Genomic DNA, 12,812 nt, shown 5'->3' on the forward strand with positions numbered 1-12,812 from the left:
AATGGCTAGCTGATGGTCATCACTGTGCTGGTAATCCCGCAATTTCAAGAACGGGGCGAATCTCAACCGTGCCCACTTTTGCACCTGGAAGGCGGGTGGCGATCGCAATGGCTTCATCCAAATCCTGAGCATTGACCAGGTAGAACCCGCCTAATTGTTCACGAGTTTCAGCAAAGGGACCATCGGTCACAAGCGATTTACCGTCACGGACGCGGATACTGGTCGCCGTTGCAACGGGATGGAGGGGAGCCGATGCCACAAATTGTCCCTTTGTATGGAGATCCTGAGCGACTTGGGCAGACTCCACGTAGCAATGCTCCCGCTCAGTGTCGCTCATGGCGTTTTCGTCCATATAGATCAGCAGCAAATATTTCATTCGGTTGTCTCCTTTGTCGTTAAGTCGAATGGGAATTGCTCAAATCGACACCTTGCCCAAAATTTTTTGTTTAGTACAATTGAACTTTAGCTCACCTTTGTCAGTCAGTCGAACGGCGACTGCCCAAATCGACACCTTGTCCAAAAAACTTTTGTGTCTTTTTATGACAGGTACGACTCCAACTGCAAAATCCGATGTGGCTCAGGCGATCGCTTCTGTCTATAAGACGGAATGGGGGCGAATTGTTGCCATCCTAATTCGACTGGTAGGAGATTTTGATCTAGCTGAAGAAGCAGCACAGGAAGCATTTGCAGCGGCAGTGAATCAGTGGGAAACCAATGGTATCCCGGAGCTTCCCCGTGCCTGGATTATCCGCACTGCGCGATACAAAGCGATCGATCGCCTGCGACGACGAACCCGACTGACGGAAAAATTGGAGTGGTACGCGGCATCGGGGTTAATTCCGTCGAGCGAAGAACCAACCTACGACAGTGATGAAATTGCAGACGATCGCCTACGATTAATCTTCACCTGTTGTCATCCCGCACTGGCAATCGAGATTCAGGTGGCTTTGACGCTACGAATGCTAGGAGGACTGGAAACCGATGAAATTGCCCGCGCCTTTCTCGTTCCAACTACAACGATGGCACAACGATTAGTTCGTGCCAAACGCAAAATTCGAGACGCGGGTATTCCCTACAAAGTACCAGAAACAACCGATCTCCCTCCTCGGATAGAGGCGGTACTGAAGGTAATCTATCTCATCTTTAATGAAGGCTATGCCGCAACCAAAGGAGAGTCGATCGTGCGGGCTGACCTCTGCACTGAAGCAATTCGCCTAGGACAGTTAGTGCGGCAATTAATGGCACCCCAACCGCCCTCAGAAGTTACCGCACTGGTAGCATTGATGTTACTGCACGACTCGCGGCGTGATGCTCGTTTGGATGAAGCGGGCGATCTAATTCTGCTAGAAGATCAGGATCGGAGCCGTTGGAACCACCAACAGATTGCTGAAGCATTGCCTCTGGTGGAAGAATCATTGCGTGGCGGAACGGGAGTGTATGCTCTACAAGCGGCGATCGCTGCCCTTCACTGTCAGGCATCTCGTGCCGCAGAAACCGACTGGGCACAAATTGTACGACTCTACGAAGTGTTGGAACGCTTGCAACCTTCGCCTGTTGTGACTTTGAATCGAGCGGTGGCGATCGCCATGGCAGACAGTCCTCAATCCGCATTTGGGCTGATTGATCAACTTGCCCCAGAACTCGATAGCTATCATCTCTTTCACGCCACCCGTGCAGATTTATTCCGGCGTGTCAAAGCATTAGAAGAAGCATCGCGGAGCTATACAAGGGCACTAGAATTAGTAACCAATGACAGTGAGCGTCGCTTTTTGGAACGTCGGCTACGCGAAGTTCAGCCCTAACGTCTTCACGCTCAACATTTAAGACAAGTGAAACGACAGTCAGAGCACCCGAACGCTTGCAAGCAATATTGCGACAACAGCGGGTCTGGGCAGAAGAGGAAGGATTAAATGCTGATGTAATCGAAAAAATGTATCAGGATTTAGTGAACCAATTTATTGATGAGGAATTGAAGCATTGGAAACAATCCGAAGTTGAGTAGACGCACCACATAGTCGGATTACGGGAAAGGTTTTTTCTCCAGTTTCCACAACATTAACAGTGCCAATCTTGATTCACTACGGGCAGTACTCGCAATTTTTCTCTTTTTTAGAGAATCACAGGATTGTTCCTCTGCTAATCCCACTTGTAACATCAACGATGACAACAATTTCTTGATTAATCAGTTTTAATTTCGTCAGTTCTGATTCCTAAATGGGTTTGGATTCGTCCCCCAGTGCTTCTATTGACTCTACTCATCAATGGTAACAACTGAGGGTTTTGATTGAGTGGTTTACATCAATGCCTCAGTGTCAGGACTGGAGAAATTCTAGCAAATCTGTATTGAGTTGCTCCTTACTTGTGTCTCCCAGGCTATGTGACCCACCCGGATAAATCTTCAACGTCGAATTCTTGACGAGCTTGGCAGACAGGAGCGCAGAGGCTCCGATTGGTACGATCTGGTCATCATCGCCATGAATAATCAGCGTCGGCACATCAAACTTCTTCAAATCTTCCGTAAAATCGGTTTCGGAGAATGCCTTAATACAATCGTAGGCATTTTTGTGACCAGACATCATACCCTGCATCCACCAAGAGTAGATTAGCCCTTGAGAAATTTTGGCACCGGGGCGATTGAAGCCAAAGAATGGTCCGCTGGCAACATCCAGAAAAAACTGCGAGCGATCAGCCAAGTATGCTGTACGAAAACCGTCAAAAACCTCAATGGGCAATCCACCTGGATTCGTCTCTGTCTTCAGCATGATTGGCGGTACTGCTCCCATCAGCACCGCTTTGGCAACCCGTGATGTTCCGTGGCGACCAATGTAGCGGGCAACTTCGCCGCCGCCGGTGGAATGTCCAATCAGTACCGCGTTTTGAAGATCCAGGGTCTTGAAGAGGGTGGCGAGATCATCAGCGTAGGTGTCCATTTCATTGCCGTTCCAGGGTTGGCTTGAACGACCATGCCCCCGGCGATCATGTGCGATGCAGCGATAACCATGAGACGCGAGGAAAAACATCTGAGATTCCCAAGCATCGGCACTGAGGGGCCAACCGTGGCTAAAGACAACGGGCTGTCCTGAACCCCAATCTTTGTAGTAAATTTGTGTGCCGTCTTGGGTTGTAACTGTACTCATAGCAAGACTCCTACAGGTATTACAGAAATTGGAAAGAGGGCTGATTGCTCATCCGTTGGTCTTATTATTTAACCTCAACCCAATTTAGAACACGCAAGTTCTCTGTGTTAAGCGCTGAGATAAGCTGCGCAATTTTTCTATGCCTAAAGGTAGATCTTTTGACCAAATTGACCTGGAACACACATCAACTTTTTGAAAGCTGATACTCTCGCTTTACGACGCTCTCCTCCCAGAGGGTGAGTTTCTTCTGCCTTTCGCTGGCTAAAGCATGGATGTTAATCACAAAAAGTCCAGTCGAAATCAAGCATCCTCTGCACGGGTGAGAGGAGTTGTTTTGTCACCGCATGGATGGCAACGGTTTCAGACGGCAAAGCAACAGATTGAGTCAGAGGAGAATTGGGGTAAGCGGCTTACCCAGGAGGATTTGAATGAACGCACTGGACTTTCACTCAATACCCTGGCCCGAATTTTGAAGCGCGAACTGGGGGTCGATCGCCAGTCGTTAGAAATTCTTTTTCAATCCTTTGGATTGGAATTAACGAATACTGATTATGTCTCCCCGATCGCATCAGGGGAGGCATTGTCCAGTCAGAGAGATAATCCTCACCAGGATTGGGACAACGCGGTTGATGTTACGGTGTTTTGTGGGCGTGAAACCGAGTTAGCACAACTATGTCAATGGATCGTGACCGATCGCTGCCGTGTAGTTGGATTGCTGGGAATTGGGGGGATTGGCAAAAGTACGATCGCAGTCAAAGCCGCACTGCAAATGCAATCTGAGTTTGAGGTGGTCGTGTGGCGATCGCTTGCCAACGCGCCCTCATTGGATGATCTCCTGACCAACCTGCTGAAATTTCTGATGCCACTTCAGGGAGATGATCCGCTGATTCCAGCCACATTGGATGAAAAGCTGTCGAAGGGGATGCAATATTTGCGATTGCAGCGATGTCTGTTGATTTTGGATAACGCGGAAACCATTTTGCAGAGTGAACAGGTGGGGCAGTGGCGATCAGGGTATGAAGCCTATGGGCAATTTTTGCGAATGCTGGGTGAAACGCCTCACCAAAGCTGTCTATTGCTGACCAGCCGCGAGAAACCCCGCGAAATGGCGTTGATGGAAGGAGAACAAAGCCGGGTCAAAACGTTGCCGCTCAGCGGACTCACGCCTGACGATGGACGCGCTATCTTCCGACAAAAAGGCATCTTTACAGGTTCAGAAGCCGAATGGCAGACTCTGGTCAATCACTATGGCGGCAATCCCCTGGCGCTCAAGATGGTTGCATCCGCTACTCAGGATGTATTCAACAACAGCATTGGTGAGTTTTTAGCGTACCTCAGCCAAAGAATTTTTGTCTTTGAAGATATTCGCGATTTACTCGATCGTCAGTTCAACCGTTTATCTGAAGCCGAACAAAAAACATTATTCTGGTTTGCCATTCACCGTGAACCGCTCACCATCACAGACATTCAAAATAGTGTGATTGGATCGGTACAGCAGCAAAGTGTTCCTCAACACATCAATTCGCTGTTGAGGCGATCGCTGCTTGAGAAAAAAGATAGAGCCTTCTCTCTCCAACCTGTGGTCATGGAATATGTCACAGAGCAATTCATTCAACGGATTTGTACAGAATTTACCACCCGACAGTTAGATGTCTGGCACAGTCATTCCTTGATTCGTGTCCAGGCAAAAGATTATGTTCGAGAGATTCAGTTGCGGCTGATCATGCAGCCTGTGATCGAGTGGCTGTTATCCTCCTATCCGACCGCATCAGCGGTGGAAGAAAGAGCCAGGTTACTCCTCACCCAACAAAGGCATCCATCCAGTTCCAGAACGGGCTATGCTGCTGGCAATCTGATCAATCTGCTCGTACAGCTTCAGGTCGATTTGCGTAGCTCTGACTTTTCCGATTTGGTGGTGCAGCAAGCCGACCTGCGGCAGGTCAACTTAGCTGGGGTCAACTTTAGCAATGCAGATTTGACCCAATCCATTTTTTCAGAGTGTTTGAATAGCGCTATGTCGATCGACATGAGTCCCGACGGACAGATTGTGGCGGTGGGGGATTCCACTGGGTTGCTCTATCTCTGGCAACTCGCCACTACTCAACTCCTGGCAACCTTTGCAGGACATACAAGCTGGGTTTGGTGTGTGGCCTTCAGTCCCGATGGTAGTCATTTAGCCAGCAGCGGGAGTGATACGTCGGTGCGGTTATGGGATGTGCAGAGCAGTCAGTGTTTATGGGTGGCCACAGAGCATACAGGCTGCGTTTGGTCGGTGACCTTTAGCCCCGATGGACAACGCTTAGCCAGTGGCAGTGATGACCAAACAGTGAGAGTGTGGAATCTCCAGGGAGACTGTCTTCAGATTCTGCAAGGGCATACCCAAAATATTTATTCGGTTCACTTCTCACCCGACAATCAAACCTTAGCCAGTGGCAGTAAAGATGGATCGGTGCGGATTTGGAACGTGATCAGTGGAACTTGCCAGAAGGTGTTAGAGGGGCACAGTGAGGGAGTTCACTGTGTGCGTTACAGCCCCAATGGTCAACTACTAGCCAGTGGTAGTATTGATGGGACGGTTCGACTTTGGCATGGGCAGACGGTTACGAGTAGTCATTCATCCAGAGTGAATTCAACGGTGTTGTCTGGCCATACCAGTTGTGTTTGGGGCATGGCATTTAGCGCCGATGGCGGCATTTTGGCGACGGGCAGTGATGATGGAACACTGCGCCTTTGGGATGTTCAATCAGAGCAATGCATCAACATCTTGGATGGTCATACGGATGATGTGCTGGCGATCGCCCTTCGAGGTCAACTCCTGGTCAGTGCCAGCCAGGATCAAACCGTGCGGCTGTGGAATTTGCAAGGACAAAGCCTCAAAACCTGGCGGGGTTGCGCCAGCGGTATTCGTTCTCTCAGCCTCAGCCCGAATGGAACCACTCTGGCAAGTCGGGGGTTAGATGAAGCCGTGTATCTGTGGCAGTTGCGATTTGACCCCGGACTCTCTCCCTCACGCCCCGACAAAATTTTGCAGAGACGAACGGGTTTAACATCTTCATTAACCAGTTGGGCTTCTTCCTTAAGCTTTAGCCCAGATGGTCAAACTGTCGCGACCAATGGACAGGACGGTTCGCTGCTGTTATGGCATGTGTCAACGGGTTTGCTGTATCAGTGGTCTGGTCATAGTGCGCCTGTGTGGACGGTCGCTTTTGCTGCAACCGGGAACGTTCTGGCAAGCGGTAGCAAAGACCAATCGGTGCGGCTATGGGATGTCCAAACGCATCGATGTTTGCAAGTGCTGGAGGGGCACAAAAACGATGTGCGATCGCTCGCATTTGGTGGCGACAATCAACACTTAGCGAGTGGCAGTTCTGACCAAACAATTCGACTGTGGCATGTCAAAACTGGGACGTGTCGGCATGTATTGCAGGGGCACACAGGCGGCATTTTCACCCTGGCATTTGCAGCCCACGATCAGCAGTTAATCAGCGGTAGTTTTGATCAAACTATCCGAGTCTGGGATCTCCAGACTGGTGAAAGTGTCAAAGTCTTGCGGGGGCATACGGGTGGGATCTGGTCGGTTGCTGTATGCCCTGCTAATCAACTATTAGCAAGTGGTAGTGGGGATCAGACCATTCGGCTCTGGAGTCTGCAAACGGGATCTTGTTTGAACGTCTTGCACGAACACACCAGTTGGGTCACATCAGTCAGTTTTAGCCCAGATGGTCAGTTTCTCATCAGTGGCAGTGACGATCGCACCCTCAAGGTATGGGATATCGCTACCGGATTTTGCATTCAGACATTAATGGTCGATCGGTTATATGAAGGCATGAATATTCAAGGCGCAACAGGATTGACGCACGCTCAAGCAGCGACATTGAAAGCATTAGGAGCAATTTCATAGTGAAGCGAACGCCCTTGGGGCACGCGACGCGAACGCCTTAACTCTCTGCTTAACTTGCGGATCTTGCGTGGTGAAATTTGGGGTTAACTTGCAGACTTAGTTCATGGCGCGATCGCTTACGTCATCAACCCTTGAGGGTACACAGACGTTTCACTTAAAAGCACAAGCAGAGATGTTTAGCGTTTGATTTCAGTTTCTGCAATTCCTCATTCACCAATCACTTAAATAGGAGAGTTCAATGTCTGAAAATCAAAAAATCGGTCTAGAAGGGCTGCTTCGTCCAGAAGATAGCATCCTGGTATTGATTGACCACCAGCCCTATCAGTTCACTAACTTGAACAGCCATGAACCGACGATGATCATTAACAATGTGATTGGTCTTGCTAAATCGGCAAAAGTATTCAACGTACCCACAATCCTGACCACAGTCATTGAAGAGAGAGGGGGTTACATCATTAAGGGACTACAGGATGTTTTTCCCGATCAAAAACCGATCAACCGCACTTTCATCAATACCTGGGAAGATCCAAATGTGACAGATGTAGTGAAGAAAAGTGGTCGCAAGCAGCTTATACTTGCTGCGCTTTGGACTGAGATCTGCCTTGCAATGCCAGCAATCCAGGCGCTGGGTGAAGGTTATGAAGTATTCATCGTTACCGATGCTTCAGGCGGTGTGACTGCGGAAGCTCATGACATGGCGGTTCGCCGGATGGTTCAGGCTGGTGCAGTTCCAATCAACTGGATGGCTGTACTTGCTGAATGGCAACGTGACTGGGCACGCACAGAAACATCTGCGGGTGTATCAGAGATTCTTCTTGAGCATGGTGGTGCTAGTGCGGTAGCCCTTGCATGGGAACTTCAGCTCCTTGCAATAACCCCTCTAGCGGACGGCAAACCTGCCCAGGTCAGCAATTCCTCCATTGGTCAATTGGTTTAGCGTTGTGGTTGAATGGCTGCCAATCGTGAACGTCTCATAACTCGTGTGTAACTGAGTGGATGTTGTCATTGCTCAGTGATCCAGTTCATTCGCGGCATTGCAGCAGCACTGGAGGATTTCGTAGATATAGGGGCGATCGCCAGCGATCGCTCATTAACAATCATCACTTCCTTGCAGCTAGAGTTTTTGAGGTTATGTAATGCTAGATCCGCTGGTCGTGGGTACCGATGAAGAAACTCACCAGGTAACCGCCATCATTTCTCACTTCATTCGACCCGGTCGTGAGCAGGGGTATGAGGAGTGGCTACACGGAATTGCGACGGCTGCCCATCAGTTTAAGGGACACTTAGGGATCAATGTGATCCGTCCCTGTGACTCCGCTCATCCTGAGTATGTGGCAATTGTCAGATTTGATCACTACAACAATCTCAAAACCTGGTTGGAGTCGAGTGTACGGCAGGAATGGCTGGAGCGGTTGCAACCCTTGATCGAAAAGCCTGAAACGATTCAAACCATGACAGGTCTGGAAACCTGGTTTACGCTGCCCAATAAACCCATGAAGGCTCCACCGCCACGTTACAAAATGGCGATCGTGACCTGGCTGGCAGTGTAATGCATCCCAAAAACTGGACATCTAAAAAGCCAGTTTTTGGGATGCATTACACATCGATCTGGGTAAACAGTTCTTCTTTCGCTGTTTCCGAACGCATCAGTTAGCGTATGAGAAGCAAGCAAATTAGCCATAACGGAGTTCAGCTTTTTTCAGAATCCTATGGCTCTCCAGATGAGCAGCACACAGCATCATGAAAAACTGTGAGTATGAACGATCACCACAGCGGTGATGCAATATCTGGCTTTAGCCAGGGCTGCTCTGGAGCAAACAGAGTAATGAGAAGTGGGCGATCTGAATTGCTTGCGATCGCCTACTCTAGAACATTCAAAACTAACTCGGAACATTAGAATTTCCAGAATTAGTTTTGTCTAGAAATAAACTATTCCTCACCAAAAATCTGCCATCAAATGTGATTGGCATTCCTTCACCGTCTAAGAGTGACTGACCTGTATTTGCTCTGCGAGCATGGATGTGTAGATGAGGTTCGCTAGTATTGCCAGAGTTGCCAACTTTGGCGATCGCCTGTCCAGCCTCAACCGTCTCTCCAGTTTGAACAATAAGGCTGCCTCGTTGCAGATGAGCTATCAAAACATCAGCCCCCTGACATTGAATCAAAATATGATTGCCCGCAGGATTTTGAGCATCACTTTGGGGTGGAATCAGATCAGGCAAATCATTCCTTATCTCACGGATTGTGCCATTACAAGGGCTGTAGAGCGGTTCTCCCCAGATGGCATAGTTGGTTAGCGATCGCGGATCAAGTCCATTGGCTCTGGTTCCTACCGCATTCAGTTTGACGATATCTAACGCATATTGCTGAGTCGGATTGACATTGTGATAATTGATTGCAGGGCTATTGCCGCCATGAGCGACATAGTAAGTCCCCTGCTGCAATGGAAAGTTTAATTGAATAGATTCACCGTTGAAAGAATATCCTCGTGGGATATGGACACTTAACGAGGACAGAAGAATCAGGATTACTAAACTACTGATTCCTAGAGAGACGTAGTTACTAAGCTTTCGGGTCGGATAAAAGGGTAAAGACTTGGCTTTGATGAAACTGATGGATACTGCGACAACCAACAGGGCAATGACCGCAAATCGCAGAAAATAGCTCAAAAAATCCCAGCGCCCGATCAGGAAGATTTGAATGCCATAAAGTAGGACAATGCTGAGTTTGAGGAGCCATTCAAGTTTGCTGCGTTCATTTCCTCGCCATAGCCACACTAAACCAGCAATCGGAAAAACCAGGTGGGTAACGAGGAGCAGTCCAATGGCAAAAAACATGATATAGCTTCCATTGAGATTTATCTTCTACGTTGTTCAAGCACCAGGTTAAGCGCGATCGCAACGGCTAAACCAACGCCGATTCCCAAAACAAGATTTTCTATAATCAATCCAATTGCAACTCCAATAGATAAACCCAGAGCAATACTTACCCCTGTACTACGTTGTGAATTTCGCATGACTGATTCCTCCACATTTGAGGTGGTCGATTAATTGTGATCCTGAAGTTTAATCTCTGGAAGCGATCGCTTGAGTCTTGGAAGTTGCTGCTTTATCGATCGTATCGAACTCGCCGGAAATTGCACGAGAATGGGTGCAATTTCTGGCAAACTCACGCCCCGCTTGATGGCATCGGTGTTACCACATTTGTATCTCTCAAAATATTAGTTAGATTGAGACAACAGCAGCCCTTTATGAATGATCTGCTTACAGATTGGCAGAATCCCTTCCATTAGAGAGATGTCGATATTCAAGACTTTAATGCAGCCATTGGAAAACCTTCAAAAATTCGCCCAGAAGCTTAATTTTCTGGATTTTGGCAAGCGATATACTATACTTTGGGAAACGGCTGACCGTCTTTCGTCGAGGGGAGTTTAATGATCCATCTCGATCAACTGATTGCCACATTGATGCAGGTGGTGATAGACAGTTCAGGAGCTGAAATCGGCGCTCTGGTTTTCCTGGAAGAGGATCAACTCACTGTGGTGGCTCAGTGCAGCAGAGATAAACCGTGTGACCTGGAAAAAATTGCTGTTGCCGACTGTGCAGCGATTCCTATCTCCGTCATCCACTCGGTAGAACGCACTCAAGAAACTTTAGTGCTTGATGATGCAGTCAGCGAACCGTCTTTTTCGACTGTTCCTTACATTCAACACCACCAGACGCGATCGCTTCTGTGTATGCCAATTCTCCAGCAACGTCAGCTAATCGGCATCCTTTATCTGGAGAACAATTCCAGGACTGGCATGTTTACCTGCGATCGCTTGCAAGTCCTAAAACTGTTGATGGCTCAGGCAGCAATTTCACTCGAAAATGCTCGGTTGTATGGACGGTTAGCAGACTATGCTGAAACACTGGAACGGAAACTAGAAGCGCAAACTCAAGCTTTACAGCAGGAGATCAGCGATCGCAAACGAACAGAAGACGCATTACGACAAAGTGAAGCGAATTATCGCAATCTGCTACAAACCGCGAATTCCGTCATCATTCGCTATGACACGCAAGGACGGATTCACTACATTAACAATTATGGGATAAAACTTCTTGGCTATGAAGAACATCAGATCTTAGGGCGAACCTTATTTGAAACCATCATTCCAGAAGTCGAACTCTCTGGACGCGATGTGAAACCGATGGTCTACGATTTACTTCGCAATCCTCAAGCGTACCCGCAAGGAGAGGGTGAAAATCTGTGTCGAGACGGTCGGCGAGTTTGGATGGCATGGTCGAATCAAGCCATTTTCAATGACCAGGGAAAGGTCGTTGAAATCTTATCGGTGGGCAATGACACCACTCAGCGTAGACAAGCAGAAGAGGCATTACAACGCAGTGAAACCAAGTTCCGCAACATCTTTGCAAACTCGCAGGTTGGTATCTACCGAACCCGTATCGGTGATGGATTAATTCTTGATGCCAATCAACGCTTTGCCGATCTGTTTGGTTTTAATTCACCCCAAGAGATGATTGGGATTGAACACACGATAGGCTATTGGGTCAATCCCAGCGATCGCCAACAAGGCATTGAGGTGTTGAAGCGGGACGGGGAAGTGCGAAGCTTTGAAGCACAGATGCGAAAACGAGATGGGACGGTGTTTTGGGGACTTTTCTCTTCTTATCTGGATGCAGGTGATGACTATATCGAAGGGGTGCTTGCGGATATTAGCGATCGCAAACAGGCAGAAATCGCGTTGCAAGCCTCTGAAGCAGAGCTACGGTCGCTCTTTTCAGCCATTCCCGATCCAATGTGTATTTTCAATGGTGAGGGACAATTGATCTGTGCAATTCAAGGAAATCCGTCCTATGGAGAGTTATATTGGGAGGAGTACACGGGCAAAACGCTGCATCAACTCTATGCTCAGGAAGAAGCTGATACATTTCTGAGTTACATTCAGCAGGTGTTGAGAACCCAACAAGTCCTCACCGTTGAATACAGCCAGTGGATTGCTGAACGAGAAGTCTGGTTTTCGGCTCGCATTGCCCCAATTCGGCATGAGCAGGTGCTTTGGTTGGCGCGAGATATGACGCTGCAAAAGCAAACAGAAGCCGCGTCGATTCTGGAGGAACGCAACCGCATGGCACGCGAAATTCACGATACCCTCGCTCAGTCGTTCACAGGCATTCTGGCTCAGGTGGGAGCCGCAAACCAGGTGTTAGTGGATGATGTCGAAGCAGCTCAGGCACATCTCGACCTGATCAAAGAATTGGCGCGAACTGGACTGACTGAAGCGCGGCGATCAGTCGTCGCGCTCCGCCCTCAGCTTTTGGAGGAAGGCAGTTTACAGAGTGCTCTACATCGTTTCGTCGCTCAACTCAGAACTGCCGCACTGGACACCACTTTGTATTATGAGATTGAGGGTGCAGTGTATGCTCTACCCAGTGAAGTCGAGAGTAACCTACTGCGGATTGGGCAGGAAGCCTTAACCAATGCGATTAGACACGCCTATGCGGACGAAATTCGAGTAGAGCTAGCCTACGATCGCGATCGATTCTGCTTGCGCGTGAAAGACAATGGACAGGGCTTTGGCGTTGGCAGTATTCCCTCCTCTGAGGGGTTTGGCTTACTTGGCATGAGCGAGCGAGCAGAGTACATCGACGCACAACTGACGATTCGGAGTCAACCTGGACAGGGAACAGAGATTGTGGTGGTGGTTGGGGTGTGAGGGTGTGGGGTGTGAGGGTGTGGGGTGTGCTGTCTCTTATACACATCTCCGAGCCCAC

The 12,812-nt window shown here is 48.7% G+C and carries 10 protein-coding genes; 6 read left to right on the top strand and 4 right to left on the bottom strand.

Features of this window, described 5'->3' with window-relative positions; all coding sequences use genetic code 11:
- Nucleotides 1–19 precede the first annotated feature (19 nt).
- Nucleotides 20–376 (bottom strand): YciI family protein, encoded by a 357-nt coding sequence (locus ACN4EK_RS19980; protein ID WP_431659953.1) that lies wholly within the window; start codon nt 374–376, stop codon nt 20–22.
- 163 nt (nt 377–539) lie between these two features.
- Between ACN4EK_RS19980 and ACN4EK_RS19985 the strand changes: the two genes are divergently transcribed.
- Together ACN4EK_RS19985 and ACN4EK_RS19990 are read left to right on the top strand one after the other, a co-directional pair.
- The gene (locus ACN4EK_RS19985) at nt 540–1,802 is read left to right on the top strand and encodes an RNA polymerase sigma factor (protein ID WP_431659954.1); all 1,263 of its coding nucleotides are present in this window, start codon (nt 540–542) and stop codon (nt 1,800–1,802) included.
- A gap of 56 nt (nt 1,803–1,858) precedes the next feature.
- On the top strand, nt 1,859–2,002 hold the full coding sequence (locus ACN4EK_RS19990; protein WP_431659955.1) for a chorismate mutase family protein: 144 nt from the start codon (nt 1,859–1,861) through the stop codon (nt 2,000–2,002).
- Nucleotides 2,003–2,312: 310 nt separating this feature from the next.
- Here the strand turns inward: ACN4EK_RS19990 and ACN4EK_RS19995 are convergent, their stop codons facing one another.
- On the bottom strand, nt 2,313–3,137 hold the full coding sequence (locus tag ACN4EK_RS19995) for an alpha/beta fold hydrolase (RefSeq protein WP_431659956.1): 825 nt from the start codon (nt 3,135–3,137) through the stop codon (nt 2,313–2,315).
- Nucleotides 3,138–3,471: 334 nt separating this feature from the next.
- Here ACN4EK_RS19995 and ACN4EK_RS20000 point away from each other — a divergent pair, with 334 nt between their 5' ends.
- From ACN4EK_RS20000 to ACN4EK_RS20010, 3 genes are all read left to right on the top strand, one after another.
- Nucleotides 3,472–7,038, top strand: coding sequence for a WD40 repeat domain-containing protein (locus ACN4EK_RS20000; RefSeq protein WP_431659957.1), 3,567 nt, complete (start codon nt 3,472–3,474; stop codon nt 7,036–7,038).
- 238 nt (nt 7,039–7,276) lie between these two features.
- Entirely contained in the window at nt 7,277–7,975 is a 699-nt protein-coding gene (locus ACN4EK_RS20005; RefSeq protein ID WP_431659958.1) for a hydrolase, read from the top strand.
- 199 nt (nt 7,976–8,174) lie between these two features.
- Nucleotides 8,175–8,588: a hypothetical protein gene (locus tag ACN4EK_RS20010; protein ID WP_431659959.1), complete on the top strand. Its 414-nt coding sequence runs from the start codon at nt 8,175–8,177 to the stop codon at nt 8,586–8,588.
- 330 nt (nt 8,589–8,918) lie between these two features.
- Here the strand turns inward: ACN4EK_RS20010 and ACN4EK_RS20015 are convergent, their stop codons facing one another.
- Together ACN4EK_RS20015 and ACN4EK_RS20020 are read right to left on the bottom strand one after the other, a co-directional pair.
- Entirely contained in the window at nt 8,919–9,875 is a 957-nt protein-coding gene (locus ACN4EK_RS20015; RefSeq protein ID WP_431659960.1) for a M23 family metallopeptidase, read from the bottom strand.
- Nucleotides 9,876–9,895: 20 nt separating this feature from the next.
- Nucleotides 9,896–10,054 carry a hypothetical protein gene (locus tag ACN4EK_RS20020; protein ID WP_431659961.1) on the bottom strand — a complete coding sequence of 53 codons (159 nt, stop codon included), beginning with the start codon at nt 10,052–10,054 and terminating at the stop codon, nt 9,896–9,898.
- 417 nt (nt 10,055–10,471) lie between these two features.
- Here ACN4EK_RS20020 and ACN4EK_RS20025 point away from each other — a divergent pair, with 417 nt between their 5' ends.
- A complete protein-coding gene (locus tag ACN4EK_RS20025; RefSeq protein WP_431659962.1) occupies nt 10,472–12,754 on the top strand; it encodes a PAS domain S-box protein in 2,283 nt (760 codons plus the stop codon).
- Nucleotides 12,755–12,812 lie beyond the last annotated feature (58 nt).

This window comes from Pantanalinema rosaneae CENA516 (assembly GCF_050753385.1).
In the GTDB taxonomy this organism is placed as follows: domain Bacteria; phylum Cyanobacteriota; class Cyanobacteriia; order Leptolyngbyales; family Leptolyngbyaceae; genus Pantanalinema; species Pantanalinema rosaneae.